Raw genomic sequence first — 26611 nt, 5'->3', positions numbered from 1 at the left:
ATGAAACCCCTGATGCGAATTGCCTTGCGATCTGACCCTCACTCAGGGGAGTTTTTGGTGAAGCTCTTTCAGTTTTTTATGGTGGTTACGCTATGTTTCAGTGGCGAATTGCTAGCCGAAGACATTACTCAAAACTCAGGTGTGATCAGTAAGCAGCAGCTTTTTCTTGAGTACCCAAACTTTGAGCAAAGTTTTAATCAGTACGAGGTGCGCGAAGTTGCCGAAAAGATACCGACTGATGTCAGCGTGCTGATCTTTTTTGGAACCTGGTGTCACGACAGCCAGCGTGAGGTGCCTAGAATGCTGAAAATTTTGGAAGCTGTCGGCCTCCCTGAAGATCATATAAAAATGGTTACTCTGGATTTTTCTAAAACAGAGCCGGGGGGGCTTGCGGTAGCTAATGGCGTTGAATTTACCCCCACCTTTATTTTTTTCCGGCAACAAGATGAGATTGGCAGGATTATAGAAAGGCCTGCCACAACCCTCGAAGAAGCAATGGTTGAGTTGCTAACTGAATGATAGGTAAGTCAGCCGTTTGTACTGAGAAGTTTCTAACCCCCCGTGGTTTTACGCTGCATCATTTTGCGCTGCCACTTTTGTGGCTGGTAAAGCCGTTCGAACATTGAGCTGGAGAGTTTTCAAAAGTGTCTCAAGAAAATAGCACGTCGCAATTTCAAGGAAAGACCGCAATTATCAGCGGAGGAGCCGAGGGTATCGGTCTGTCTATTGCAAAGGCCTTAGGCGAGCAGCAGATGAACGTTGTCTTAGCAGATATTGATAAAGACAATCTAGAGCGCGCGCGATTAGAGCTGCAGTCACTGGGGGTTCCCGTATTGGCTGTATCTTTGGATGTGGCCGATGAAGGGCAGTGGCAATCAGCTGCCGAGGCGGCCGTAGAGCGCTTTGGAAAAATTCACATGGTGGTAAACAATGCCGGTGTGGGTGGTGATTCAGGGCCGATAGAAAGTCAGGAAAAAGAGGGGTGGCAGTGGGCGCTCGACGTTAACCTAATGGGCGTAGTCTACGGTGCTAAGGTTATCGTGCCCCTGATTAAAGAGCACGGCGAGGGCGGATGGATTATCAATGTCGCGTCAATGGCGGGAATGGGCGGCGTTCCCTACAGTGGCGCCTACAACGCGACCAAGGCGGCCGTTGTTGCCTTGTCTGAGGCTTGGTCTGAAGAGTTAAAGTCTAAGAGTATTCATGTCGCTGTGTTGTGCCCGGCGTTTGTTCAGACACGTATCTACGACTCAGAAAGAAATCGCCCGGCGCAATATAAATCCAAAACGCTTAGGCCTGGCGATGAAAGCAGCTTCTCAAAAAGAGCGCGGGAAATGGTTCAAAACGGTATTGACGGGGCGCTTGTCGGCAAGCGAGTTGTTGAGGCGCTTAACGAAGGCGAGCTCTACATTTTCACCCACCCCAACTATCGTCCTGTGGTGCAATATCGATCGGCGCGGATTGATGAGGCCTTCGTGAATGCTGGCAAAAGTCCGTTGCTACAACACCTAGTGGATCAAAAGCTCGATATGTTGTGAGGCAAGTGTGTAAGAGCGCTGCACACCGTCGGCCACAAAACACATAGAGAAGCTGCGATCACGGGCGCGGCACACTGTCTCAGCAATAGTCTTTTTGTAGCGGGGTGAAAATCCTGTCTGTGGATGCACTGTGCAGTTGGGCAGTATTGAGTTCGCCAATGCTTATCCCGCTTGGCTATCTTTGGATATCGACTGCATAAGTTCTTTGTTTTCAGTGCTCCATTTACACAGCGATTCCATTACCGGCATAAAGGATCTCCCGAAGTCAGTCAGCGAGTATTCAACCTTCGGTGGAATCACTTCATAGACTTTTCGATGGATTAAACAGTCGCGTTCCATTTCGCGCAGCTGTTTGGTCAGCATTTGTTGCGTTATCGGGGCGAGAATTCGCTTCAGTTCACCAAAGCGCACCGGTTCTTGCCGAAGGTTATAGATGATCGCTATCTTCCACTTGCCGCCGATTAGGCTCAGGGCGGTGCTCACAGGGCTTTTGCATTCGCTCATGGTGTTCACTTTTTTTACGGTATGAATTTATTGCCTACTTGAAAAAAAATACTAACAACCAATATCATACCTCAAGTTTGGTAACCGCCCAATACAGACATCATTTTTAGCACCTGCCACCTAAGAGAGAGACTCCATGTCAGCGAATAGCTCAAGAGAAATACGTTCTACAGTCACCAGTGAAGGGACATTAGAACTGTCCATCGCAGTTCAAGAGCGCCCTGTCCCGGGTGACAATGAGGTGCTTCTAGAAGTCGGGGCAGCCCCGATTAACCCTTCCGACCTTGCCCTGTTGATTAGCTTTGCCGCTAACCTAGACACACTGTCGGTCTCTGGCTCGGGTGATCAAACCGTGACTTCTATGGAATTGCACCCAGCGATGATGGGTGCGCTGAAGCCCCGCATGGGTGAATCTATGCCGGTGGGGAACGAAGGTGGTGGCGTTGTTGTTGACGCAGGTGTCAATGCCAAGCATCTGATCGGCAAAACTGTTGGGGCCGCTGGTGGCGCTATGTATAGCGAATACCGCTGCTTACCAGCACAGAGCTGTCTGGTAATGAACGAAGGCACCACCCCAACTGAAGCGGCGTCTTCCTTTGTAAACCCACTGACTGCTTTGGCCTTTATTGAAACCATGCGGTTGGAAAATCACAGCGCGATTCTCAACACCGCTGCGGCCTCAAACCTTGGCCAAATGCTTGTGAAGATTTGCCAGGAAGATGGGGTCCCCCTCATTAACGTAGTGAGAAAGCCTGAACAGGTAGAAGTGCTTAAAAAGTTGGGAGCAGAATACATTTGCGATACCAGTGCCGATAGTTTTATGGCTGATCTCGTGGATGCACTGGTTGCAACGGGCGCTACTTTGGGCTTCGACGCTACCGGTGGTGGTAATGGCGGAAAGCTGCCGGGCCAAATACTGGCGGCCATGGAGATTGCAGCCAATAAGACAGCCACGGAGTACAGCCGCTACGGGTCCGATGTCTACAAGCAGGTGTACATTTACGGAGGCCTAGATATGTCTCCTACTATTTTAAATCGCTCCTTTGGTTTGCAGTGGGGTCTTGGAGGCTGGTTATTAACACCAATGATTGGCCGTATCGGTATGGAGAGGTTCCAGCAGATGCGCGAACGTGTGGCACGTGATATCAACACCACCTTTGCCAGCCATTACACACAAGAAATTTCCCTGGCAGAAATGATGCAACCGGAAATTATTCGAGGCTACGCAAAGCAAGCCACGGGTGAGAAGTATCTCGTAAATCCTCAAAAGTAAGTTTTCTACTGAAGAGATTTGTTCGCCTGATGCGTCAGCTGCTAAAGAAGCGGCTGGCGCTTTTTTTATTTGTAATCAAGGCCACCCCAAGCCACTTATTTTTAATCAGCTATCGAGCACCGTAGGAAGCGCCTACGAAATCTTCGAACCGGCATGTCACCTTAATAGGTAATGCAAATGCTGTGTTTACATGCGATGGATTTTTGTGTGATTCAACTCTTTTTTCTCGGGGGTATGTCCTGTAGTTTTTTCTGCTGCGATCGGCAGCGGCTAGCTCAGTCGCGTTGCTCAGCGGTTTGATGGAGTGCACGCAGGGTTTTGGGGAATGGCAGATTTTACACGGCAATTACAGGCTGAAAATTTTTCGCTGGTGCAGACCAAGCCCGCAGATTTTGAATCGCTGTTCCAAGTGGCTAGTGACCCGTTAGTTTGGGAGCAGCATCCGGCTCAAAATCGCTGGAGGCGAGAGGTTTTTGCCGCGTTTTTTGCAGATGGACTGAGTAATGATCTTGGCTGCTATACCATTGTGGACAGCGAATCTCAGGCTGTTATTGGTTCCACACGATTTTATGCCCACGACCCCTTAGATGCTTCGGTTCGGTTGGGTTACACATTTCTTGCCAAAAAATACTGGGGTACCGGGGCCAACCAACTGATAAAAACAGCGCTGCTCGATTATTGTTTTCAGTTTGTTGAATCAGTTTACTTCGACATTGGCGCATCAAACTGGCGGTCTATTAAGGCAACCGAAAAATTGGGTGCGGTTTTTTGGCGCCAGGCGGAAGAAGGAAAATCGGTATATGTACTGTCGCGAGCAGCGTTTCTCGTGCGGCGGCCATTGCTCGTCACTATTTAGCTGGTTTGTGCCGCAGAAAAACCTGCGCACAAAGACTGGCGAGTCAGATGGAGTTTTGGCTCAAGCCAAAATTGTTACGCGGCCCTGGGCTGAGAAGCGTCGTTGTGAAGGACGTCATGTTTGACGCGTGTTCTCACGACTATGGCTTTTTGATCGCACTCAATCTTGCTGTAACCGTATTGTCTGGGCAGGTGTGGCAAGTTCAACGCCAGTCTGTTTTAAACGGTCTTGGAGCGACTGGTTGATTGCATACTTGAAGTAAAAGTACTGCGCGGTTGGTACCCAAATTCTTCCAGTGATCTCGACACCCAAGCCGCTGAGTTGGCTTACCCCAAAAAGAGCCCTGGTGTCATTACCAAGGCCTTCGAGGGCTTGAACCGCCTGAAGGCTGTCATCAAGGACGCCTTGAATATTGCTATTCGAACGGATGACGAAGTGAGTTTCCACCAGTGACATCGCGCCGGAGTTGTGAATAATTTCGCCGACGATGTGCCGGTTAGGGATGGTGATCCGCACATCATCTTCATCGACCAAGATAGTGGTAGACAGCGTGATGTCCTGAACGATCCCACTCACACCTTGTACGAGAACCGTATCACCCACCACAAAGGGGCGGGTCAGGATGATATTGAGTCCCGCCCCATAGTTTGAGAGCAGCCCTTGCAGCGCTAGGCCGGCACCCAGAGATAAGGCACCAATTGCAGCGACAAAAGGCGTCACGCTGATCCCAAGATTACCCAAGGCAATGATCCCTACCATGAGAATAAACAGCAGCTTTACAACGTTCGCTATAAACTTGCTGAGGGTGACGTCGAGGCCTTTTGATTGACAAAATTTAAATAGCCAGTTTGACACTTTACTGGCTATGACAATTCCGGCGACGAAGATGAGGATCGCACCGACGATTTGAAAGCTGTAGTTAATGAGGAACGTGACGACCAGATCGTAGATTGCAGAGGCTTGTGCTAATTCTTCTTCCATGTTGAAGGTCTCCATTACCGCCTTATTCCATTAGGCTAAGCGGTTAAGTCGGAGCTCAAGCGTAAAAACGGTGAGAGCCTAAAACCGCCTCTACACGATACCTGCGTAATCTTGTTTTGAAAATGGTAAAGACACACGAGGTGAAACGTATAAGGTTTAAACACCCAGGGGTAGTGTTAGTCAGGTTTGGAGGCGTACAAGCCAGGTAGCCCCATTTCAGATATCCGACTACATCTTTGTAATAGTGCCAGCTGCAGTGATGGGGTGGCGGCAAATACCGGGCCAAGAATGGAAATAGGAGAGGGTTTTCCTCTCCTGTCAGATCGACAACTAGGGCAGTTGAAACAAGTCATCGACCGTGCATTTTAGCGTTTGAGCGATTTTTAGGGCGAGCACCGTCGAAGGTACATAGATGCCGTTCTCGATGGCATTGATACTCTTTCTGGAGACGCCTGCACTATCGGATAATTGTTGCTGGGTGAGGTCTGCAGATTTTCTCAATTGCTCAAGATTGTTTAGCAAATTTTTGTGGTGTTTTCCCAAGACCTAGTCGCCTTCAAACCGTTCCACTGCATTGGTAATCTCTTGGCTGGTGTTGGGGTAAAGGTAACCCGCAATCAGCGTGCCTACACCGATGACACCCACTAGAAGCCCAACACCCTCAAGCAGTGCGCCTAGCGCTGTTGCTCCCAATAGGTACAAACCAATGCCAACGAAGATGGTGATGACGCCACCTCTTCGGTAGTCGATGGGCTCTTTTTTTCGCTCATCAAAGAGGGTCAACAATTGTTCGGTTTTTTTAGGGTCGTCCATGTGTTTGGCAATTTCTATCACGGCGTCTCTTTTGCTCTTTTCATCATAGTAGAGCCAGATGAAAACAGAGACTGGAATAATAATGCCAGCGAGTATTCCAAATAGGGGGATTAAGTTTTCCATGTGTAACGCGTCCTTGTGTATGTAACCTTTACGTATCATATCAGGATTTTTGAAAAAGGGAAGTAAAGGTTACTTTTGTGCGGTTGCAACTTCGTAATGTCTGTCTTTTTTTGGGGGGGCTTACATTACTAATCCGACTTTCTGCGGACAGCTTTTGTATTCGTTTATCTATGCTTCGTTATCAAGGGGCTAGTGCTGGTTAAACAATTTGCACATTTTTTTTGAAGTTGGTGAGTGGTTTAGCGCCCGCAGGGAATGGGCTTGCGTGGCTTTTGCAAAGCTTAAGTGCGGAGAAAAATGTTCTTGAAAGCAAGCTATGGAAGGAAAAGAGCCTAGTAGCAGATATAAAAACTACGCAAGTTCAATCGTTAGGCGAACAAATTTAGGAAGTGGGGCTATTCCTAGTTAGCCTTCAACCTCTGCACCCAGCAGGGTTCATGATGCGCCCAATGAGGCGGAGCCATATCGCCACAAAAAGGCAAGCCACACCCCGGCTGCAAAAAGGAGCGACAGTAGAACAGCCGCTGAGCCCAAATCCTTGGCAAGCCCTGAAAGTTCATGATGCTCAAGTCCAATGCGATCAACGACAGCCTCAACTGCCGTATTCAAAATTTCAACCACAAGAACAAGGGCGAGAGTCAGGAGTAACAAAATCAGTTCACTCAAGCTCTGGCTGATTAAAAAAGACAATGGCGCCAGAAGGATGGCAAGCACGAGCTCCTGTTGAAAAGCGGCCTCGTTTTTGATCAGAAATTTGAAGCCTTTGCCCGAGTTTCTAAAAGCAAGTAATACCCGAGTGACACCAGTATTTTTCTTCATGATTGGATGGCCCCTAAGCAGCGCTGGTATTCACTAGTGATTTAATTCCACTTACTCACCGGAATCTGCATGCATGAGTTTTTCATTGGTCAAGAAGCAGCGACAACACCGGATGGCACTGCATCTTGGGTGGGAGCAGTAAACAGAGTAAAAGCCAGAGTGGCAAGTGCTAGGCTTTGAAAACGGTTGAACTGCTGATGGGAAGCACTATAGGCTCTGCATAAAGGGGCGCGTTACGGGGGCGAATTTTTGCGCTGCGTTATCATGGTGGCGGGTGTTGGCAGAACAATGGGCCTGTTAAAGCATAAAATGAAAGGCTTGTTGGAGTAATGTTTTCAGTGGGAACTCGGAAGACCACGAATAAATACAGAGGGAGCCGCCGGGAGTATATTGCTCAATGTGGACGGAGCTTAAAATTTATATGAATGAATTGACGCTTTTTTATGATGGCAGCTGCTATTTCTGTCGCAACTTCGCTCTGATGTCAAAACTTAAATCCGAGGTCCGTGTTGAACTCATTGATTTGCGAGAACATCCCGATATCCAACGAGCTTTGCTTACTGAGGGCTGCGATATTGACAGCTCATTTGTCGTTGAAACCAATGGGCAACGTCTGTTGGAAAATGCAGCGATGAGTTACCTGCTTGTGCAGCTTGGTTATCAACGATTGGCATGGCTTTTTGACGTACCACTTCTGGGGCCGGCACTGTACAAAACCCTGGTTATTCTGCGTCGCATCTATTTATTTTTTGCGCGAAAAAAGCTCTTTAAAGACGTCGTCTAGCTGGTTCTATGCCCACAAATAACAAGTCTTGATTAGAGCGGCGCGGAGTTGGCGGTCATGGACAGACCCGTTGTTCAGCACGCCGCTTTGGTAGATCAACGGCGACAAATCACGCGCATTTTTGTGTAGCCTTTTACAAAGCTGGAGAAGTTTCTCTGTGGCTCCTCGATCACTTCAATTTTGGAAAAACGCTTCAGCATTTCATCCCATAAGATTTGCAATTGCATCTCAGCCAAGCGATTCCCAAAGCAGCGATGGATGCCGAAACCAAAAGAAATATGGTTTCGAGCATTGTCACGGTCAAAGATTAATTCGTTGGGCCGGTCAAATTTTCGCTCATCACGATTTCCCGACGCATACCACATGGCCACTTTGTCGCCACGCTTTATTGTTTTGCCGTGGAGTTCAACATCCTCGAGTGCCGTTCGTCGCATATAGGCTAACGGTGTTTGCCAGCGAATAATCTCTGCCACCGTATTGGGAATCAGGTCTCGATTCGCGCGCACTTTTTCCCACTCTGCAGGAAATAGGTGCGAGCCGTAAACAGAGGCAGACATGGAATTTCGGGTCGTATCATTACCACCTACAATTAGCAGTACGAGATTGCCCAGATACTCCATGGTATCCATATTCCGGGTTTCTTCACCGTTTGCTAGCAGCGTGATTAAATCATGGCCATCGCCACCGCTTCTTTGCTGCCACAAGTTCATGAAATACTCGACGCATTCCATCAGCTCTGCACGGCGCTGTTCTTCGCTCTCAACGATGCCTGTTTCTGGCCCCGCTGTAGCGACGTCGGACCAGCGAGTTAATTTTCGTCGATCGTCAAAGGGAAAATCGAACAAAGTCGCGAGCATCATTGTGGTGAGTTCAATCGATACTGTGTCGACCCAATCAAACTCTTCGTCGAAAGGAACGCGATCGAGAACATACTGGGTCCGCTCGCGGATAAGCTCAGACATCCTAGCGAGGCTGGGTGATGAAACAACGGGCCCTACGGTTCGTCGCTGAACATCGTGTTTGGGTTGGTCCATGGCGATAAACATGGGCAGTGGAAAATCTTTGCCCGGATTCGGTAAGACAATTGCGGGCTCGGAGGAGAATCGATGATGGTCGGTATCGATAGCCATGATGTCCTCAAACCGCGTCACAGACCAATACGGACCGACAGGTTCATCATCGGGCGCGCGTGCGCCTGAATCCCAGCCCGCCTTACAATAATGCAGTGGTTCCTCGTCTCTAAGACGTTTAAAAACCGCCCACATTTCCTCGCTTGGCCACAACCGAGGGTGCGAAACGTCTAAATCTTCCAATGGGGTGTTGTAGGCGTAGTCATGGCCCGACTTAAAGACGTCACTCATAGCTTGATTCACTGAAAAATCTCCGCTTTTCGCTGGCACACAGAGTGGGGCATGTTTCCGAAGTCTGGGGCCACTGTTTAATTATTAGAATGAATCGTGACCTTATAATATGCCTAACGATCCGCTGAAGGCGAGTACCAATGTCAACCTTTGACGCTTGGGCTGCCCTTATTTCAATGGCTAAGTGACATTTCCATGTGCCGGCTGGGCCGATACCGATAAGATGCGCACGAAGCAAAAGCATGGAGCCTTGTTCTAGATGGTTTTAAGAGGCGTTTTTGCTCGGTTGTTAACGATTCGATTGAGGGTTCATGAATACAGCGCTTGAGGTATTACAGACGACGTTCGGCTTTGAGCATTTTCGCGAGCCTCAGCAGGCAATTGTGGAAGCCATCATTTCTGGTGAGGACGCGTTTGTTTTGATGCCAACCGGCGGAGGTAAGTCACTTTGCTACCAGATTCCTGCCTTGGTTCGCCCGGGCTGCGGCATTGTTATTTCACCGCTGATTGCGCTGATGCAAGATCAGGTTTCAGCGATGCAGCAGCTGGGTGTTCGAGCGAGCTTTTTAAATTCGACGCTCGATACGGGCAGTGCGGTGCAAGTTGAAGAGGCGCTCCTGCGGGGCGAGCTTGACCTGCTTTACCTTGCGCCAGAGCGACTCAGCCAACCCCGAACCCGGGACCTGTTGCGGCAGGCTAATATCTCACTGTTTGCGATTGATGAAGCACATTGCGTTTCCCAATGGGGGCACGATTTCAGAGCTGACTATTTGTTACTTGAGCAGCTGCAGCAGAATTTCCCCGGGGTTCCTCGCGTGGCGCTCACGGCTACTGCTGATCCCAGAACACAGCGCGAAATTATTGACCGGTTGGGTCTGGAAAACGCTGCGCAATTTATTGTGGGTTTTGATCGTCCAAATATCCGGTATCGCATTGCCCTCAAAAATAATCCGCGACATCAACTGCTGCGTTTTTTGAAAGATGAGCACGCCGGCGATGCGGGAATTATTTATTGCCTGTCGCGAAAGAAGACCGAAGACACCGCTGCATGGTTGATTAAGCAAGGGTTTAATGCGCTGCCGTACCACGCAGGCCTATCTTCTGAACTGAGATCGACACATCAGGCCCGATTTCTTCGAGAAGAAGGGGTGATTGTTGTTGCCACCATCGCCTTTGGCATGGGAATTGATAAACCTGACGTGCGTTTTGTGGTGCATTTAGATCTGCCTAAAACGATAGAGTCTTACTATCAAGAGACGGGACGAGCTGGGCGCGATGGGCAACCAGCGACAGCGTGGATGATCTATGGGCTGCAGGATGTCATTAAGTTGCGACAAATGTTGTCTGAGTCGCAGGGCGATGAGCTGCACAAGCAGGCAGAGCAGCATAGACTGAACGCCATGCTGGGTTTGTGTGAATTGACCAGCTGTCGGCGCGTAGCGCTGTTGCATTATTTCGGTGAGGTTTATCCTAATCCCTGTGGTAACTGCGACAGTTGCCTAGAGCCGGCAGAAACCTGGGACGGTACTGAAGCCAGCCGAATGGCGCTGAGTGCAGTTGTTCGAACAGGCCAGCGGTTTGGAGTCAATCATTTAATCGATGTTCTGCGGGGTGCCGAGACCGACAAAATCTGGCAATTTGACCATCATCACTTACCGACCTATGGGGTTGGTAAGGCTCTCGACGGCAACCAATGGCGGTCTGTTTTTCGTCAATTAGTTGGTCGTGGTTATCTATCAGTTGATCTGGATCGGTTCGGTGCGCTGAAGCTTCAAGAGCAATGCCGAGCTCTTCTTAAAGGGGAAGAAGAGATTGCTTTGCGGCAAGATCAGACGCAAAAAACCGTACGGCGACAAACGAAGTCAGCGCTTCCCGATGATATCAACGTCGAGCTTTGGGAGGCACTTCGAGAGTGTCGCCGGTTGCTGGCAGAAGAGCAGGGGGTGCCTCCCTATGTGATTTTCCACGACAGCACCCTCATGGAGATGTGCTCCCTGTTGCCCCAATCGATGCAAGAGTTTGCGGGGCTTAGCGGTGTCGGTGAGCGCAAGCTAGCAAAGTATGGCGATAAATTTTTACAAGCGATCCGTGAAACAGCTATTGCATCCTGAAAACTGAATGTTCCGGTTAGTGCATTTGGATCTAGGGGCTCTAATTCGTAAAAGCTAGCGGTTGCCGTCTTTCTGTTTGCGCTGGGTCTTACATCTGAGGCCTTACCCTTGTGGCGGCAACGCTGCCCAATCATTTCTCAGCTTGACCTCCTTGCACAAAGCCACGTAGTTTCGGAATTCCAAAATTTTGCTGCCCAGTTTCAGGAGATTGCCATGCCAAATGCTTACATTGTTGACGCCTGTAGAACCCCCCGAGGTATCGGCAAGGTTGGAAAAGGGGCGTTGGCCCACCTTCATCCCTCTTACCTCGGTTCCACCGTACTAAAAGCGTTGGCTGAACGTAACGAATTAAACACCTCAGAGATCGATGATGTGATCTGGGGAACATCTTCCCAAAGTGGAAAACAATCGGGCGATTTAGGTCGTATGGCAGCGCTTAATGCTGGCTATGACATCCGCTCTTCGGGTGTGACCCTCGATCGCTATTGCGGTTCGGGTATCACCAGCGTCAGTTTGGCTGCGGCGCAGGTGATGTCGGGCATGGAAGATTTAGTCGTAGCGGGGGGCACAGAGATGATGAGTTATTACCCTTCAATTGGTGAGCCGGGCGTGCCGCCCATGCTGGACTCCGGAAATTTAGACCTACGTGCAATGCACCCGCAATCCCAGCAAGGTGTCTGCGCCGACGCTATCGCTACGATGGAGGGTATCGACAGAGCTGCTGTTGATAATTTGGCACTGACGAGCCAGCAACGCGCGGCCCAAGCCATCGCCGAGGGGCGTTTTAGCCGGTCACTAATAACCGTGACTAACCCTGACGGGTCTGTGGCTCTCGATCATGAAGAATTTCCGCGCCCTGAAACAACACTTGAGAGCTTGTCTGGTCTGAAGACGGTCTTTGATGTCGTTCGCGATGTGCCGGTAGAAGCCTCAGGCACGACCTATGGCCAATTAATCCAGCGTAAATACCCCGACTTGGAAAGCTTTAATCACATTCACCACGCGGGCAACTCATCTGGTGTGGTAGATGGTGCAGCGGCCTTGCTGCTCGCCTCTGAGAATTACATACAGCGAACAGGCCTAAAACCACGAGCGCGAGTCGTCGCAACAGCCAATCAGGGTGACTGCCCAACGCTAATGCTCAACGCCCCCGTTCCTGCTGCGCGCAAAGTCTTGGCCAAGGCGGGGCTTGAGGTTGCTGATATCGATCTTTGGGAAATTAACGAAGCCTTTGCTGTGGTTGCTGAAAAATTCATCCGTGACCTGGGTCTCGATCGGGACAAGGTAAACGTGAATGGCGGAGCTATGGCTTTAGGGCATCCAATAGGAGCAACCGGCTCTATTTTGATTGGCACTGTTTTGGATGAGCTGGAGCGCCAACAAAAACGTTACGGTCTTGTCACGATGTGTGCAGCAGGGGGAATGGCGCCAGCGATTATTATTGAACGGATCGCCTGATTGCGTTAGTTGCTGGTATTGCTTCGCATCCCGAGGCAATACTGCCCTGCAGGCGCGGGCAGTCTGCTATTGTCTGCGTCCGCTTGCGCCTGTGACTTGTCATGACCTCATCGCTCTTTTCATCGCTTCCCCTGAATCCTGCTCAGCTTGACGCCCTGTCAGGGCTGGGGTACGCCCATATGACTCCGGTGCAGGCGCAAAGTATTCCGCCCATTCTGCAGCGGCAAGATGTCATTATTCAGGCAAAGACGGGTAGCGGTAAGACCGCCGCTTTTGCCATTGGGTTACTGCACCACTTAAACCCCCGATTTTTCGGTGTGCAGGCGGTAGTGATGTGCCCAACGAGGGAACTGGCAGAGCAAGTAGGTCAAGCCATTCGCCAACTGGCTAGCCGAATGTCTAACGTTAAAGTTGTCATGCTCTGTGGGGGCAAGCCCTTTGGGGCTCAGCGAGATTCTCTGCAGCACGGTGCGCACATTGTGGTGGGCACTCCGGGACGTATTCAGGATCATTTACAGCGCGGCACCTTGGAGCTCAAAGGTGTTACGAGCTTTGTCCTCGACGAAGCTGACCGCATGCTAGATATGGGTTTCGCCGACGTTATGGCGGAGATTACTGCGAAATTGCCCGCAAATCGACAAACGCTGTTGCTGTCTGCGACATTTCCAGATGACATAAAAAAGATAAGTCGATCGATACAAAAAAATCCGATTCAGATTACCGTTGATGCAGAAGTTGCGCATGACGAAGTTGTCTTAGAGCAAGTCTTCTTTGAAGTTCAAAAGCATGAGCGCAATGTGGCATTGCTGGCGATTTTCGAGCATTACCGTCCGGCCAACGCGATGGTTTTTTGTAACACAAAAAAGCAATGCGCTGAGGTGGCGCGTTTCCTTCGTGAACACGACATAGAAGCCGCCGCTATTCACGGTGACCTCGAGCAGCGGGAGCGCGATCAGGTGCTGCTGCAGTTCGCCAACAATTCATGCCCGGTTTTGGTGGCCAGCGATGTCGCGGCGAGAGGACTGGATATACCTTCTTTAGAAATGGTCGTTAATTTTGAGCTGCCTCGGGACGCAGATACCTATGTCCATCGTATAGGGCGTACCGGTCGAGCGGGTGAGTCAGGGCAGGCGTTCAGCATTGTGACGCCTCCCGAGGCGCCAAGGATGCGCGTTATTGAGGACTACCTAAAAGCTCATTGCGTTTGCGATGTCTTAGCGTCGCTAGATAGAGATCCTAATTATGAACTGCAAGGTGCCATGGTGACTTTGCAACTCGATGCTGGGAGAAAACAAAAAATACGCCCGGGCGACATTTTGGGCGCCTTAACCGGAGATGCGGGGTTGTCCGGAGGGCAGATTGGTAAAATTAAAATTCTGGATAATGGCAGTTACGTGGCCATTGAGCGTTCGGCGCTGCGTCAAGCGATGAATTATCTGGCCGAGGGTAAGGTGAAGGGGCGCGCGATTAAAGTTCGCCGAATGAAAGCGCAGCGTTAACAGGTGGCATGCTTTTGTCGATCGGCAACTCTAAATTTTTTTGAATGCCCTCGCCCTCGCCCTGGGGCTAAGGGTTACTTTTTGGCAAGGACTTGTCATGAACGTCAGCTATCGCTGGGATTAAAAAGCCCTGGCCACTCCGACTAAGTTTTTCGATGTAGGCTCAAAGCCCAAAGCTTTCCGTTTTGTTTGATGCGGTTTGCCAACGTGTTAGTTACTGAAGGTAAATAATCGCCAAGAGAAGGCCATTGTTACCGTGAATTCTTTTTGCTCTAAAAGCTCGGCCTTTTTCTCGCGGTGACCGCCAAACGCAAGTGGCGTTGCGGCCACTAATGCTTGCAGCTGTGCGTTATTGAGTTGCTTGTCGTAACAGACCTCGCCGTCTTGAGCGAGCGTACTGCCTTCTACGGAGCGTCTCAATTCACTGTGTTCACGGGGCTGATCGTAAAGCGCTGTCTTGAGCTGCCACAGGTGGCGAGGTGCAGGACCGACCTCTAGATAATGCCCCCCGTTTTTCAGCACCCGAGCAACCTCGTTATCTGTTGAGGGGGAAAAAATGCACATGGCTAAGTCAATGCTTGAGTTTGCCACTGGCAGATGACGAGCACCCGCCACGGCAAAACGCTGATTGCGGTATGTTTTAGCAGCCAACCTTACCGCGGATTTTGCGATATCAATCCCATAAATAGTAATCCCGGGAACTGATCTGGCGATAAAGCCACCGTAGTAGCCTTCGCCACTACCAATATCGAGCAAGGTGCTGATGTGCTTACAACCTGCGACGACATTCGTTAAGGCCTCAGCCAAAGGCTGATACAGGTGCGCTTCATGAATAGTCCGGCGGCCCAGCACCATCTCAAGATTGTCCCCTGGATTTTTACTGCGTTTTTGGTGGGCTGGCAGTAAATTGACATAGCCTTCTTTGGCTTGGTCAAAGCTGTGCTGGTTGTCGCAAGACCAGCCCTGCGGAGTTTTCTCAAGACCTAGCTCGCAAATAGGGCATATCCAAACCATGATGGGGCTCTACACTTCTGTCGTTGATAATCTAGTGTGGCAGTTGAAACCCCTGTTATTGTACCTCCGTGCACAAAACAAGGCGGTTGCTCACTGGGGCACCACCATAGCATTGATATCAGCGAGGGGATGAGCCAATAAAAGCACCGATCGACATTACACAGCAGTGGATTCAGACGTTTGTTGTTGAGCTTAATCTATGCCCGTTTGCGAAACGCGAGGTTATGCGTAGTACCATTGATTTTTGCGTTTATGAGGGCTGTGATCAGGAGGGCATCCTGCACGCGCTGACAGATGCAATCATGGTTCTGGATAACAATGAAAATATTGAAACCAGCTTTTTGATACTGCCATCAGCACTTACAGATTTTAGAGATTTTAATGACTTTCAAGATGTCATTCAGAGGTTGCTTGAGTTAATGGATAGGGTGGGCATTTATCAATTGGTGGGTTTTCACCCGTACTATCAATTTGCCGGGACTGCCGTCGATGACGCTGAGAACTACACCAATCGCTCGCCTTACCCCATGGTGCACATACTGCGAGAGTCTAGCGTTGATCGCGCCGTTGAGTCGTCTGCGGAGGCGGCGTTGATTTCTGATCAAAATATCACCACGCTGAATCAATTGGGCGCGGTAGAGCTTGAGGCCCGCTGGCGGGCATGCTTCGGGTAATGGTTTCCGTCGAAATTTGGTCGCTTGAATTTTGATGAGGCTTTCCTGCTGTGCTAACAGTGTAATCAGCAGATTGGTTTAATTGGCACGTGAGTTTCCGCAATTACAGGGCTTCACTACGATGAGAGCGCGAGTGGCAAACGATACCCGTAGGAGGCAGGGCATGCTCAGGATCTTTGGAATTTTTCACCTGCTTCTGCTATTGGGTTGCGGGGCTGAAATAGAGCCGATGCAGGCGGTGTCGTCGCCACAAACCGTGTTTGTTGAGCAAGGTGCTGTGCAAGGTGCTGTGCAAGGCGTCGAGTCGCCTTATACGCCTGCGTCGGGGGCTTCGGTCACTGTGTTTCGAGGTCTGCCCTATGCACAACCACCGGTGGGAGACTTGCGCTGGCGGCCACCTGTTGCGCCAAGCTCGTGGCAGGGTGCGCGTAAAGCCGACACCTTTTCTGACAGTTGTTATCAACTACAACACACCTCTAATTTTGTCTGGCGTAGGGAAGCCTTTGCGGTGTCTGAAGATTGTTTGTATCTCAATGTTTGGACTTCGCAGCCGACGAAAAAACAGCCAGTTATGGTGTGGTTCCATGGTGGCGCGCACACTAGTGGGCAAGGTCATTCGCCGATTTTCGACGGATCTGAATTGGCCGGGCAAGGCGTCATACTAGTAACCATCAATTATCGTCTGGGGCCCTTTGGCTTTCTCGCACACCCGCTGTTGGCGGGTGAATCGATGCACAGTAGTGCAGGCAACTACGGACTATTGGACAAGATTGCGGCCCTTAAGTGGGTGCAAAACAATGCCGCAGCATTTGGTGGCGATCCCAATAATGTCACTATTTTTGGGCAATCAGCGGGTTCACAAAGTGTATGTGCGCTCATGGCGTCGCCCTTAGCCGAGGGGCTATTCAGCAAAGCGATCGGTCAGTCAGCAGCCTGCGTCAATACAATCCCGAAACAAGATGCCAATGGCTACGAGCGAGGCCGCGCACTGGTAAATACTTTGGATGCGACGACTTTGGTGGCTTTACGAAAAATAGAGCCGGAAACGATATTGGCAGCTTCAGAGTCCACTCAATGGGCAGACGCGAGTCGCATTACCGTTGATGGCTGGGTACTGCCCGAGCTGCCCGACGTCACGTTTAAGGCGGGGCGGCAGGCAAAAGTGCCCTTGCTTCTGGGCTTTCTTGCCAATGAAGGGGAAGAGTTATTTCCGGTTGATTTAGCCTTAACCGATGAGGGTTTAGACGGTTTTTTAACGATGCTTTGGGGCAATAAGGGCCTGGGCTTAAAACCGTTTTATTCCGAGCCTGGTTTGACTCCGGGGGAGATTCAGCACGCTGTTGCCACCGATTATTTTATGGCCTTTGGTATGCGTCGGTGGGCGGGCTATCAGCACGCCGTTGGCCAGCCGACATTTTTCTATTTCATGGATCATGTTCCTCCGGCCTTTCATTTGTACATGTCTGAGCCCCCCGAATTAAGTTTGCCGGGTGGACCGCGTAGCGGCGGCGCTTACCATTCGGGTGATTTAGCCTTGGTATTCGGTAATACTGATAAGGTTGGCTTTGATTGGACTGATGCTGACCGCAAGGTCTCGCAAAATATGATGCGCTATTGGGTCAACTTTGCGCGTTCAGGGAATCCTAATGGCGATCAAATACCTCCATGGCCAGCCTTTGATCCTGTGTTACAAAACACTCAGGTCATCAATGAAGTGCCGACCACGGTGCAGGGTGTACGCAGACCCCAACTAGATATTATGGAATTGCCAGCGCTGCTGTAGTGCCGGCCTCAGGGCTGGAATAACAATCGATGGATGAATGCCTGGCAGCAGGTGTTGCCCTCTTGCTGGGTGAGCACCGTAGATTAAGGGTGGGAAGAATTCCCTAAGGATAAACGATGAACGGTTTGCTCACGTTGCATATTGTCGCAGGGTCGCTTGCTTTAGTTTCTGCGGGTGCCGCACTGGCAGTCAAAAAAGGCGGTCGGTCGCATAAGCGGGTCGGCAGCACTTTTTTTTATTCCATGGTTGTAATTTTTTTGACGGCTGTGATCATGGCTGTGTTGACGGCGAATACTTTTCTGTTTCTTGTGGCACTGTTCTCTTTTTACCTCGCATTTTCGGGTTGGCGTTTTGCTAGAAATCGAAGTGGTGAGCCTCAGTGGCTGGACTGGCTAGCAGTAATTATCATGGTGTCCTCGGGTCTTTTGATGGGATTGCTCGCGTTCAAGGATTACCCGCAATTCACCAGCACATCCGTAACTTTAAGTGTTTTTGGGTTTATCGCCATTGCGTTGGGTTTAGCCGATACAAAATCTCATCGGGATCGTGCTGCAACGGGTAAAGTTCGAATCGCCAAGCATCTCACCAATATGTTGGGCGGCACCATTGCAGTTGTGACCGCGGTTTTAGTGGTTAACGTCAGCATGACGCCACCTTGGTTAGGCTGGATTTTACCGACAATTCTCATGCTACCTGTGATCATCTGGTGGAGGAGAAAAGTAAAGGCCTAAGGAAGGGCTGATAGCTCATGTTGAGAGCTTGCGGGATAATTTTGGAACCTGTGTGGCAAAATTTATTGCCCGATAACGCTGGGTTGATATGACTTTGGGTAAATCAGTGCCCTATGTGTGGAGTGGTTAAATATGGAACTCGCGGTATTCACCACGGGCGGTACGATCGACAAGATTTATTTCGATAAAAAAAGCGATTATGAAATAGGTGATGCGATTGTCGGCCCTCTCCTTGACAGTATGGGGGTGGGTTTTGAGTTTGTGGTTGAGGAGCTGATGAAGGTCGATAGCCTCGATATGACCGACGAAGATCGGGGCTACATTGTTGAGCGCGTTAGCGCCTCCTCTTGCAACCGCGTGCTCATTACCCACGGAACCGACGGTATGATCGCAACAGCCAGTGCCCTTTCGGCCATTCAAGGTAAAACGATTGTTTTGACAGGAGCTTTGCAGCCCGCCGCCTTTGCACACAACGACGCTGTTTTTAATATTGGTGGGTCGGTTGCTGCGGTACAAACCTTACCTAATGGATGTTATATCGTGATGAACGGGCGGGTGTTTACCCCAGACAATGTGCAAAAAAATCTCGAGAAAAATCGGTTCGAGTTGCTGGAAAACTGACTTCATTACCCCTTTAGTCCTACCTGTTAAAGCACTGTCGACGGCACGTATCAGCAAACACGCATCTCGATGCGCTGGGGTGGCGCAGTGTTGTGTCCAGCGGTTGTAGGCCAGTCCTGAGAAAAAAATGGGAAGGGCGTTGCGACAGAAATGGAGCCATTACGGTGCAGGCAAGTTATGGTGTTTTATAGTGAGTTAATGGGCTAAATCTTTCAGGGGGTCATTGTCGTGCAGTGGGATGAGTTTGCCGAGTGGGGCAGAAAAATTTCTGAATGGGCCTCTGATTATCATCAGAACATTCGAGCTCTACCGGTGCGTGCTCAAACAGCACCCGGGGCTATTAAGGCACAGCTGTCGGCGTCCCCCCCCGAAACCAGCGAAGATATGACTACCATCATGGGCGACTTTGAGCGCATCGTTATGCCGGGGATGACGCATTGGCAGCACCCACGATTTTTCGCCTATTTTCCAGCAAATGCCGCACCACCTTCAATGTTGGCGGAAATGTTGGTTTCTACCATTGCGGCGCAGTGCATGCTTTGGCAAACATCTCCTGCAGCCACGGAGATGGAGCAGGTGATGGTGGATTGGCTGCGACAGGCTTTAGGTATTGCTAATGGTTATACAGGCGTAATTCAGGACAGCGCATCCTCGGCGACGCTCTCTGCGGTGCTCACTATGCGAGAGCGAGCGACGGGTTTTACTGGCAACGCAGAAGGCCTTTCAGAGCAGGGAAAAATTCGAATTTATTGCTCCGAACAGGTCCACTCATCCATCGATCGCGCGTGCTGGATTGCTGGTATTGGGCAGGCCAATTTGGTGAAGCTTCCCACTCAGGGTTCGCTCCACACTTTAGACGGCGACGCGCTGCGTAGCGCTATTAGTGCCGATCGAGCCGCCGGATACCACCCCGCAGGTATTATTGCGGTCACTGGGGGAACGAGCATTGGAGCCTGCGACGATCTTGAGATGATTGCAGCTATTGCCAAAGACGAGAATCTATACACCCATGTCGATGCTGCTTGGGCGGGTGCGGCGATGATTTGCCCTGACTTACGACGCGGTTTATGGGAAGGCGTCAGCGACTTTGACAGCATAGTATTTAACCCGCATAAATGGCTGGGAGCCCAGTTCGACTGTTCCGTGCAGTTTCTCAGAGACGAAAAAGCACAAATTGATACGTTGAAAATTCAGCCTGAATATTTAACGACTAGTCGAGAGGACATTACGAATTTTTCGGAATGGACCATTCCTTTGGGACGTCGATTTCGGGCCCTCAAACTTTGGTTTTTAATTCGATCCTATGGTTTGGAAGGGTTGCGAACTCGACTGCGCAACCATGTGGTTTGGGCGCAGGAGCTGTGCGAGGTTATACGGCAAACTCCGGGGTTTTTTATTACGAGTGAGCCTGTGCTCAGTCTTTTTTCTTTTCGGTGCGAGGGCGACGACAGTGTGCAGCAGCAGTTGGTTGATGCGATTAACGACGATGGCCGTATTTATTTGACCCAGAGTATTTGGCAGGATCAGAAAGTCATTCGACTTCAGGTGGGGCAGTTTGATACCACTCACGAAGACGTCATGTTGGCGCATGCTGTTATAAAAGAAATCTACGCTGGAATGGTCTAGTGCCGGTTTAGCCCGTTACCTAGTGAGTATTATCTCAGGCTCAGGGAGCGTCGATTTTGAAGACGGTTTCACCCGCGAAGATCGTCTCAACCACAGCGGCATCAGAGATTTCATAAGGCTTCAGCTCGAAAAGATTGCTGTCCAATATCACTAGGTCTGCTCGTTTGCCCACTTCGATGCTGCCTTGCTGCTGTTCGAGGCCCATCGTGTAAGCGCCATTAATGGTGTAGGCCTTGATCATGGTGGCCAAATCCACGCCCTCGCTGGCATTAAGAGGCGTGCCACTGTTGGTGTAGGGGTCTTGGCGGGTGATACCGACTTCGATCGCCAGTAACGGGTTCATGTCGGTCACAAAATAGTCACTAGCTCCGTTGATGCGGCCCCCGCTGCGATGGACGCTGCCAATTGGGTACATGCTGTGCGTGCGTTCGGCGCCAATCGCGGGAATATCGAGTTCAATCGCGGCGGGATCATAATAGGCCCACAGGGGCTGAAATGTTGCGCCAATATTATATTGGGCAAAGCGGGGCACATCTTCCTCGGAGATGAGCTGTAAATGGGTTACGTGGTGACGGTTGTTTGAGGGACCATTGGCTGCTTGCGCAGCTTCATAACCGTTGAGGGCAATCCGCACTCCAGCATCGCCAATGGCATGGACATGAATCTGCAGCCCCATAGCGTCAAAACGGCTGAAGTAGCGATTGACTTGCGCCTGACTGTAAAAGCGCGGCCCCCTCTCATGGTTTGAACCCTCATAAGGCTCGAGTAAGGCGCCCGTGTAGCTTTCGATAACGCCATCCATATAAATTTTTACGGAATCGACGCCAATATTAGGGCGACGCCACTGATCTCGCTGCTCTAGCAGCTCGAAAATGGCATCGTCAAAAACACCGGGTTGCCAGTTAATTGTGGAGAGGGAGGTGAGCGCTCTTATTTTGAGTTCGCCCCGATCAGCCAGAGTTACCAAGGGGGCCAATATGTCCGCATCAACACCGGGCTCAATGACCGCGGTTACACCCAGCTCATGGGCCATGGCGAGTGCTGCACGGATGCTGTCCAGCCGATGCTCCTCTGTCATTTCCGGAAGGAAATTCTTTACGAGTAGCATGGCGGCGTCGTGCAAGGTGCCCGTGGGCTCGCCGGTCTGGGGATCTAGTACAACAACGCCATCGGCACCGGGGTCGGTGTCAGCCGTGATGCCTAAGACCTCCATTGCCTTACTGTTGACCCAGGCAGAATGGCCAAAGCTTGATGACAGGTACACGGGGCGGTCTGGGAACAACCGATCAAGCAACGCTTTATTGGGCTCTGCCTTAGGCCAAAGATAGGGGGCCCAGCCTGAACCAATGATCCACTGGGCATTGCCAAATCCGGAAAGCCCCTGACACTGAGTAAGTTGTGCTTCGACCTCAGCGATGCTTTCAAGCCTGATAAGGTCACATTCCGTATCGGTAGCAACGCCGATTAGTAGGTGAGCGTGGGAGTCGTGAAAGCCTGGTATGACCATCTGCTGCTTAAGTGTCGTCACTTCAGTGCCTTCACCGATCCAGCGGCGGCTGTCTGACTCGTTACCCACATAAACGATGACGCCATTTTTTAGGGCAATCCCTTCCGCCCAGGGCTGGCCTTCATTGACGGTATAAATGCTACCCAAAATAACGCGGTCGGCCGTTTGGTGACTTTCATCGGCGAGGGTTTGCAGCGACCAGCAAATAGCAGCAAAAAATGACAAAACCGCGAGAGACCTTTCCATATTTAGCACCCAGTTGGTGATAAAACTTATGCTTCTGTAGCAGGAGCTTACAGCTTTTTTGGAGTAGGAGTCCCAGTGATCGAAATGATGGGAAACAGCGGTTGATTGAGGTCAAAGCGGCTCTTGCAGGTTTTGGTTGTTTGACTTCTTGGAGAGCCTAGTTGGTGACAGAGTAAGGGGCCGCTGCCGCCAGCGACTCCGAAAAAAATTGAGCGAGTTGGGAGACAGCATGGCAATCCCCGGAGCATGGCCCGAGGTCATTTTTCCCTGCGTTATCGTGAGGCGCTAGTGGATTTAGCCTCAGCCCGGCCGGTCATTTGATGGCTAACGAGAGCGCAACTGATAACGGCGCCTAGCAGCGCTGCAATAAGCAGAAGTCCCTCAGCCATGCTGACCCCGAACAGCATTTCTGGGGTAAAAGAGCATAAATTCCGTACCTCAAATAGCGATGGAAACCACTGATCAACGGCAAACCAATCGGGCATCCCTAGCTGGAATTCGCAGCTGCCATTACCAATGCCATTTTCTAACTGGTAAAGAAACCAAGCGCGCTCGCCCAGCCCGACGGCGCAGGTCAGCGCCAAAAGGTTACCGGAGAGCCTCAAGTGACGATTTTCTGGGAGTGCTGCTAAAGTCATGCTGACTAAAAGTAAGCCAAATACCCAGAGGCGAGTCTGAATACAGACCTGGCAGGGCTCTTCACCGAGGGCATATTGGTAGTAAAGCGCGATGACCAGCATGGCCAGGCTGGCCGCAGTTATCGTCAGCCAGTAGCTACGAGAGCTGAATAACGTTACCGCAGTCTGCATTTTAACTTCCTGAGTGGTTATGTTCCGTTCACTCCGTATTCGTTGCAAAGGCACCGTTAAGTTCTGTTCGGTGCCAATGCACCGGCACGGTTCGTTCCCACGGTGCTTTTGCCGCCACAGTATATGCCGATAAGTCGATAAAATGGCAGTCGCCTAGTCGCCTAGTCGCCTAGTCGCCAGCGATACGGCCGCCTTTCACTCTAGCGCAATGGTCAAGCTTTGCGTCAAAGTGCCTTCGAGCCCCCCATTGACTATCCCCCAAGCTATTCATCTGTCGGTCGTGATTTAGACCTGTTTTTTTGATGGTCTTTAAAAATTTACAAATTGACTCAGCCGAGCCCAGCCCGTGTAGTGACCGTAGCATTACAAAAAATAAATCACTGGCGCGACAATATAAAGGGGCCTCCCAACTTTGAGGGGGGAGCGGTTTCAAAATTTTTTGGGCACAGACGAAACAATTTGGCGAACTGGGTTACGGCTCGGGAAAAAATGGCTCCAAGGCCGCACGCCGTTACCACGTCTGAAAGAGTCAACATCCACGCTGTCGCAATGAAGGCCCGTTTTGTCGCTTTTTGTGTAAAAAATTGTCGCATTTTGGAAAAATTAAAGCCGAGACCCTATGATAGGCTTTTCACTTAAGAAAAACCCTTGGGAGCACCCTGACGTTGTGTGACGACGACAGGTGCCGAACGAGCCAGCGTTAGGCGCCAGTCTGATCGCCGAGACTTCATGGGTTTTGCTTTCAACGATTGGGAGCATAGCCCTCTCAGGGCCTCGGCGACACAAAACCCCGAGGGGATGTTTTCATCTTAATTTAAGGCTTCTAGGGGGGACAGCGAGGTTTATCGCGGCCCTTTATAGAGTATGAAGCTCTACCAAGGGGCATCTGAGAGCACCGCCGAGACTCAAAGAGGTCGGAGTCAACGGTGTGAAAATCGAACATTAACAAAAATTGTTATTTCATTTTACGACACATCACCAAATTATATGCACTTCATCAAAAAAGGATCTTTTGTATGCGCGGTACCTCTTCTTTTGCTACTACCCTTGTGTTTGCGTCATTTTTAGTTGTTGTGCCGGCAGTTCAGGCGCAAAAAAAGGGGCAAAACGTGATAGTTCAATACGGAACGGTCATCCAGAAAGAGACGGTTAATCTTAATAGCGCGGTACCTCGCGGCGCTGTTGTCGGTGGCGCTCTTGGACTGGCGAGTGCCGGGGGTAAAAGCAACAAAAAGAAGGCGCGTAATGCCCTTGTCGGTGCCGCAGCGGGTGGAGCAATCGCCTCGAGCTCCCAAGGAAGTACTCATGGCATGTTGTACACCATCGACATGGGGTCTGCGGGAATGGCACAGGTGGTCACCGACCAAACGGAAATTGTGCGAGGTGATTGCGTAGCCGTTGAAAAAGCGGGAGAGACCGCCAATGTCCGCCGTATTTCTTCAGGCTACTGTCAGCCTGCCAACGCGGCAGTGGTTGCGGCGGTGGCAGAAGTTTCAGCGGAAGAAGCTGATGAGTGTTTGCAAGCCAAGCAAATGGTGGTAGACGCAACCACTTCCCAAGAGTTTGAATTTGCCAAAGCAAAAATGTCATTGCTGTGTGATGACTAAGCGTGGGGTGGTCTGCTTAGCTGGCCATCAGTCAGGTAGACCTGAGTCACCCTGCTCTGGTGCCAAAATTTAATCCTCGTAACCCGGGGGCGGCACAAACGCCAAGCCTTCCTGCTCCAAAAGCTTGGCAACATGCAGCACTTTTAAATCGCCAAATTCAGGTCCGATGATTTGCACACCCACAGGCAAGCCCCCACCGAGAGTTCCTGTGGGCACAATCGTGGCAGGCAAGTAGCTGTTAATCGCAAGGCCGGCCCAAAATAACTGCTCGAAATAGGGCCGTGGTGCGCCATCAACTTCAACGGTACGTTGCCCAAAGGGTTGATGATCGTGCGGGAAGGCGGGGGTGGCCATTATTGGCGTCACCATCACGTCATACTCTTGAAAAAACTGATGCCACGCCCAGCGTTGATGCGTTCGGGCCTCATTGGCGGTGCTGTAGTCGCGGTAGGTTGCAAACCGTGCCCTGAGGTTTTGCGCCCGTGCTGATTGATCATCGGGTGCTAGTGCCGCGACCTCCTCAGTCAATTGGGCATAAGTTGCGTCATCTGAGCGGGACGCCATAACCGCCCAAAGTAAATTTTGGTAGACCTCATGTCCCGCACCCAAATCGAAGTCAGGTCGGGCGTCGTAGTTTACCTTGCCTCCAGCATGTCGAATGATGTCTAGCACTCCCTCAACCCGAGCTTCACAAATTTGCGACACCGGCGCGAGTGGGTGGTTGACCATGGCTGCGATTCGTAATTCCTTTAGATCTGAAAAGGTGGGGCGGGATAAATCCAACCGATAGCCGCCAGCCATGATTTCATCAGGCCCTGCCTCTGCCAGCAGTAGGGCCTCCAAATCTCGAGCGCTGCGCGCGATTGGGCCAATAACGGCTAAATCAGACTGTGCCAAGACCCCTGGCGCTGCATGTCCTCTCGGTGGCAACAGTCCCCAGGTGGGTTTGTGGCCGAACACCCCGCAATAATGGGCTGGATTTCGAATGGAGCCGCCAATATCTGAGCCGTTTTCAATGCCGGATAAGCCGGCGGCCATCGCGACCGCGGAGCCCCCTGAGGAGCCCCCGGCGGTGCGCTCGATATCCCAGGGGTTATTCGTAGTCCCGTAAATGGCGTTGTATGACTGAAAATCGGCGAGGTCCAGAGGCACGTTAGTTTTGCCAAAGATATTGGCACCAGCTTTTCGCAGACGCGATACAGCTAGGGCATCGATTTTGGCGACGTGGTGCTCGAAAGCCGGGTTGCCACGTGTTGTGCGCATTCCTGTGACATCGAAACTTTCTTTAATCGTCATCGGTACGCCTTGAAAGGGTGCGAGGGACTCTGCGGGATGCCCAGCTCGTGCCTTGTCTGCGGCGTCGGCCCACTCTCTGGCCTTTTCTTCTTGCAGTTCTATGACGGCGTTTAGCTGCGGGTTAAAGCGACCCACTCTGTCCAGAAAATAATCAAGCAATTCAACGGCGCTAAGGTCTCCTTTCTTCAGGCGCTCGGCCAGCTGGAGGCCGCTTTCGAAGGCGAGGCTGGTCATGTCTATCCCTTAATCGTTGTGGTTATTGCTGACACGCTAGATCAGGTGGCGAGGCCGAGCAAGTTTTGTATCGCTATGTTCAGTGCTTTGCAGTGCAGTTAGGGAGCAATTTGGGAAATGCTTGCACGAGCACGTTGTGGAGCGAGTCAATATCATCAATCGGATCCTGTGCGGGGTGCGGGCTCAAATTGAACCCGGTGGATTAGCAAAAAAAGGAAAATGGCCGGTGTCTCCGGGCGAGTGCCGATTGCGAGGGACAAAAAGGCCCAAATTGGCATTTTTGGGAAAGAAAACCGTATTTTTTCCGCTTTGCCCACCTTAAATGGCGGCAGCCCCTTCAGCT

The 26611-nt window shown here is 50.9% G+C and carries 24 protein-coding genes; 14 read left to right on the top strand and 10 right to left on the bottom strand.

Features of this window, described 5'->3' with window-relative positions; genetic code table 11:
• Positions 1-12: 12 nt before the first annotated feature.
• Together ACMAZB_RS10795 and ACMAZB_RS10790 are read left to right on the top strand one after the other, a co-directional pair.
• Entirely contained in the window at positions 13-519 is a 507-nt protein-coding gene (locus ACMAZB_RS10795; protein ID WP_435217112.1) for a thioredoxin family protein, read from the top strand.
• Positions 520-644: 125 nt separating this feature from the next.
• Positions 645-1538 carry an SDR family NAD(P)-dependent oxidoreductase gene (locus ACMAZB_RS10790; protein WP_435217110.1) on the top strand — a complete coding sequence of 298 codons (894 nt, stop codon included), beginning with the start codon at positions 645-647 and terminating at the stop codon, positions 1536-1538.
• Positions 1539-1700: 162 nt separating this feature from the next.
• Here the strand turns inward: ACMAZB_RS10790 and ACMAZB_RS10785 are convergent, their stop codons facing one another.
• On the bottom strand, positions 1701-2042 hold the full coding sequence (locus ACMAZB_RS10785; protein WP_435217108.1) for a winged helix-turn-helix transcriptional regulator: 342 nt from the start codon (positions 2040-2042) through the stop codon (positions 1701-1703).
• Between the two features lie 136 nt (positions 2043-2178).
• Here ACMAZB_RS10785 and ACMAZB_RS10780 point away from each other — a divergent pair, with 136 nt between their 5' ends.
• A complete protein-coding gene (locus tag ACMAZB_RS10780) occupies positions 2179-3315 on the top strand; it encodes an NADH oxidase (protein WP_435217106.1) in 1137 nt (378 codons plus the stop codon).
• 325 nt (positions 3316-3640) lie between these two features.
• Positions 3641-4171 carry a GNAT family N-acetyltransferase gene (locus ACMAZB_RS10775; protein ID WP_435217104.1) on the top strand — a complete coding sequence of 177 codons (531 nt, stop codon included), beginning with the start codon at positions 3641-3643 and terminating at the stop codon, positions 4169-4171.
• Between the two features lie 159 nt (positions 4172-4330).
• Here the strand turns inward: ACMAZB_RS10775 and ACMAZB_RS10770 are convergent, their stop codons facing one another.
• The 4 genes from ACMAZB_RS10770 to ACMAZB_RS10755 form a co-directional block, all read right to left on the bottom strand.
• The gene (locus tag ACMAZB_RS10770; protein ID WP_435217102.1) at positions 4331-5152 is read right to left on the bottom strand and encodes a mechanosensitive ion channel family protein; all 822 of its coding nucleotides are present in this window, start codon (positions 5150-5152) and stop codon (positions 4331-4333) included.
• A gap of 330 nt (positions 5153-5482) precedes the next feature.
• Entirely contained in the window at positions 5483-5695 is a 213-nt protein-coding gene (locus tag ACMAZB_RS10765; protein ID WP_435217100.1) for a helix-turn-helix transcriptional regulator, read from the bottom strand.
• A gap of 3 nt (positions 5696-5698) precedes the next feature.
• Entirely contained in the window at positions 5699-6088 is a 390-nt protein-coding gene (locus ACMAZB_RS10760) for a DUF6249 domain-containing protein (protein ID WP_435217098.1), read from the bottom strand.
• A gap of 435 nt (positions 6089-6523) precedes the next feature.
• Positions 6524-6907 (bottom strand): diacylglycerol kinase, encoded by a 384-nt coding sequence (locus ACMAZB_RS10755; RefSeq protein WP_435217096.1) that lies wholly within the window; start codon positions 6905-6907, stop codon positions 6524-6526.
• Positions 6908-7328: 421 nt separating this feature from the next.
• On the opposite strand from ACMAZB_RS10755, the gene ACMAZB_RS10750 reads away from it, so the two are divergent.
• Complete coding sequence (locus tag ACMAZB_RS10750) at positions 7329-7691, top strand: DCC1-like thiol-disulfide oxidoreductase family protein (protein WP_435217094.1); 363 nt, start codon at positions 7329-7331, stop codon at positions 7689-7691.
• Between the two features lie 95 nt (positions 7692-7786).
• Here the strand turns inward: ACMAZB_RS10750 and ACMAZB_RS10745 are convergent, their stop codons facing one another.
• On the bottom strand, positions 7787-9064 hold the full coding sequence (locus ACMAZB_RS10745; protein WP_435217092.1) for a cytochrome P450: 1278 nt from the start codon (positions 9062-9064) through the stop codon (positions 7787-7789).
• A gap of 299 nt (positions 9065-9363) precedes the next feature.
• On the opposite strand from ACMAZB_RS10745, the gene recQ reads away from it, so the two are divergent.
• The 3 genes from recQ (at position 9364) to dbpA (ending at position 14120) form a co-directional block, all read left to right on the top strand.
• Positions 9364-11163 (top strand): DNA helicase RecQ, encoded by a 1800-nt coding sequence (gene recQ, locus ACMAZB_RS10740; RefSeq protein ID WP_435217090.1) that lies wholly within the window; start codon positions 9364-9366, stop codon positions 11161-11163.
• Positions 11164-11376: 213 nt separating this feature from the next.
• The gene (locus ACMAZB_RS10735; RefSeq protein ID WP_435217088.1) at positions 11377-12621 is read left to right on the top strand and encodes an acetyl-CoA C-acetyltransferase; all 1245 of its coding nucleotides are present in this window, start codon (positions 11377-11379) and stop codon (positions 12619-12621) included.
• 101 nt (positions 12622-12722) lie between these two features.
• Positions 12723-14120 carry an ATP-dependent RNA helicase DbpA gene (gene dbpA, locus ACMAZB_RS10730; RefSeq protein WP_435217086.1) on the top strand — a complete coding sequence of 466 codons (1398 nt, stop codon included), beginning with the start codon at positions 12723-12725 and terminating at the stop codon, positions 14118-14120.
• A gap of 210 nt (positions 14121-14330) precedes the next feature.
• Here the strand turns inward: dbpA and ACMAZB_RS10725 are convergent, their stop codons facing one another.
• Positions 14331-15134 carry a putative RNA methyltransferase gene (locus ACMAZB_RS10725; protein ID WP_435217084.1) on the bottom strand — a complete coding sequence of 268 codons (804 nt, stop codon included), beginning with the start codon at positions 15132-15134 and terminating at the stop codon, positions 14331-14333.
• Between the two features lie 137 nt (positions 15135-15271).
• On the opposite strand from ACMAZB_RS10725, the gene ACMAZB_RS10720 reads away from it, so the two are divergent.
• The 5 genes from ACMAZB_RS10720 to ACMAZB_RS10700 all read left to right on the top strand — a co-directional run bounded on the left by ACMAZB_RS10720 (position 15272) and on the right by ACMAZB_RS10700 (position 20569).
• The gene (locus tag ACMAZB_RS10720) at positions 15272-15808 is read left to right on the top strand and encodes a DUF1415 domain-containing protein (RefSeq protein ID WP_435220076.1); all 537 of its coding nucleotides are present in this window, start codon (positions 15272-15274) and stop codon (positions 15806-15808) included.
• Positions 15809-15971: 163 nt separating this feature from the next.
• Entirely contained in the window at positions 15972-17591 is a 1620-nt protein-coding gene (locus ACMAZB_RS10715) for a carboxylesterase/lipase family protein (protein ID WP_435217082.1), read from the top strand.
• A 116-nt stretch (positions 17592-17707) separates the two neighbouring features.
• Positions 17708-18322 carry a hypothetical protein gene (locus tag ACMAZB_RS10710; protein ID WP_435217080.1) on the top strand — a complete coding sequence of 205 codons (615 nt, stop codon included), beginning with the start codon at positions 17708-17710 and terminating at the stop codon, positions 18320-18322.
• 132 nt (positions 18323-18454) lie between these two features.
• On the top strand, positions 18455-18943 hold the full coding sequence (locus ACMAZB_RS10705) for an asparaginase domain-containing protein (RefSeq protein WP_435217078.1): 489 nt from the start codon (positions 18455-18457) through the stop codon (positions 18941-18943).
• A 228-nt stretch (positions 18944-19171) separates the two neighbouring features.
• Entirely contained in the window at positions 19172-20569 is a 1398-nt protein-coding gene (locus ACMAZB_RS10700; protein WP_435217076.1) for a pyridoxal phosphate-dependent decarboxylase family protein, read from the top strand.
• A gap of 40 nt (positions 20570-20609) precedes the next feature.
• Here the strand turns inward: ACMAZB_RS10700 and ACMAZB_RS10695 are convergent, their stop codons facing one another.
• The gene (locus ACMAZB_RS10695; protein ID WP_435217074.1) at positions 20610-22322 is read right to left on the bottom strand and encodes an amidohydrolase; all 1713 of its coding nucleotides are present in this window, start codon (positions 22320-22322) and stop codon (positions 20610-20612) included.
• Between the two features lie 272 nt (positions 22323-22594).
• A complete protein-coding gene (locus ACMAZB_RS10690) occupies positions 22595-23131 on the bottom strand; it encodes a disulfide bond formation protein B (protein ID WP_435217072.1) in 537 nt (178 codons plus the stop codon).
• Positions 23132-24147: 1016 nt separating this feature from the next.
• Here ACMAZB_RS10690 and ACMAZB_RS10685 point away from each other — a divergent pair.
• A complete protein-coding gene (locus ACMAZB_RS10685; protein WP_435217070.1) occupies positions 24148-24738 on the top strand; it encodes a hypothetical protein in 591 nt (196 codons plus the stop codon).
• Positions 24739-24807: 69 nt separating this feature from the next.
• Here the strand turns inward: ACMAZB_RS10685 and ACMAZB_RS10680 are convergent, their stop codons facing one another.
• Positions 24808-26268 carry an amidase gene (locus tag ACMAZB_RS10680; RefSeq protein WP_435217068.1) on the bottom strand — a complete coding sequence of 487 codons (1461 nt, stop codon included), beginning with the start codon at positions 26266-26268 and terminating at the stop codon, positions 24808-24810.
• Positions 26269-26611: the final 343 nt, after the last annotated feature.

This window comes from Luminiphilus sp. nBUS_07 (assembly GCF_051201685.1).
Lineage (GTDB): Bacteria > Pseudomonadota > Gammaproteobacteria > Pseudomonadales > Halieaceae > Luminiphilus.
Note: the sequence above shows the minus strand (reverse complement) of the source record. Positions and strands in the feature narration are given on the sequence as shown.

Coding starts and splice junctions, on each gene's coding strand:
- ACMAZB_RS10775 (WP_435217104.1), top strand. CDS start 3,641: ATGGCAGATTTTACACGGCAATTACAGGCTGAAAATTTTTCGCTGGTG.
- ACMAZB_RS10680 (WP_435217068.1), bottom strand. CDS start 26,268: ATGACCAGCCTCGCCTTCGAAAGCGGCCTCCAGCTGGCCGAGCGCCTG.
- ACMAZB_RS10705 (WP_435217078.1), top strand. CDS start 18,455: ATGGAACTCGCGGTATTCACCACGGGCGGTACGATCGACAAGATTTAT.
- ACMAZB_RS10780 (WP_435217106.1), top strand. CDS start 2,179: ATGTCAGCGAATAGCTCAAGAGAAATACGTTCTACAGTCACCAGTGAA.
- ACMAZB_RS10735 (WP_435217088.1), top strand. CDS start 11,377: ATGCCAAATGCTTACATTGTTGACGCCTGTAGAACCCCCCGAGGTATC.
- dbpA (WP_435217086.1), top strand. CDS start 12,723: ATGACCTCATCGCTCTTTTCATCGCTTCCCCTGAATCCTGCTCAGCTT.
- ACMAZB_RS10695 (WP_435217074.1), bottom strand. CDS start 22,322: ATGGAAAGGTCTCTCGCGGTTTTGTCATTTTTTGCTGCTATTTGCTGG.
- ACMAZB_RS10760 (WP_435217098.1), bottom strand. CDS start 6,088: ATGGAAAACTTAATCCCCCTATTTGGAATACTCGCTGGCATTATTATT.
- ACMAZB_RS10755 (WP_435217096.1), bottom strand. CDS start 6,907: ATGAAGAAAAATACTGGTGTCACTCGGGTATTACTTGCTTTTAGAAAC.
- ACMAZB_RS10710 (WP_435217080.1), top strand. CDS start 17,708: ATGAACGGTTTGCTCACGTTGCATATTGTCGCAGGGTCGCTTGCTTTA.
- ACMAZB_RS10690 (WP_435217072.1), bottom strand. CDS start 23,131: ATGCAGACTGCGGTAACGTTATTCAGCTCTCGTAGCTACTGGCTGACG.
- ACMAZB_RS10795 (WP_435217112.1), top strand. CDS start 13: ATGCGAATTGCCTTGCGATCTGACCCTCACTCAGGGGAGTTTTTGGTG.
- ACMAZB_RS10715 (WP_435217082.1), top strand. CDS start 15,972: ATGCTCAGGATCTTTGGAATTTTTCACCTGCTTCTGCTATTGGGTTGC.
- ACMAZB_RS10785 (WP_435217108.1), bottom strand. CDS start 2,042: ATGAGCGAATGCAAAAGCCCTGTGAGCACCGCCCTGAGCCTAATCGGC.
- ACMAZB_RS10725 (WP_435217084.1), bottom strand. CDS start 15,134: ATGGTTTGGATATGCCCTATTTGCGAGCTAGGTCTTGAGAAAACTCCG.
- ACMAZB_RS10770 (WP_435217102.1), bottom strand. CDS start 5,152: ATGGAAGAAGAATTAGCACAAGCCTCTGCAATCTACGATCTGGTCGTC.
- ACMAZB_RS10685 (WP_435217070.1), top strand. CDS start 24,148: ATGCGCGGTACCTCTTCTTTTGCTACTACCCTTGTGTTTGCGTCATTT.
- recQ (WP_435217090.1), top strand. CDS start 9,364: ATGAATACAGCGCTTGAGGTATTACAGACGACGTTCGGCTTTGAGCAT.
- ACMAZB_RS10750 (WP_435217094.1), top strand. CDS start 7,329: ATGAATGAATTGACGCTTTTTTATGATGGCAGCTGCTATTTCTGTCGC.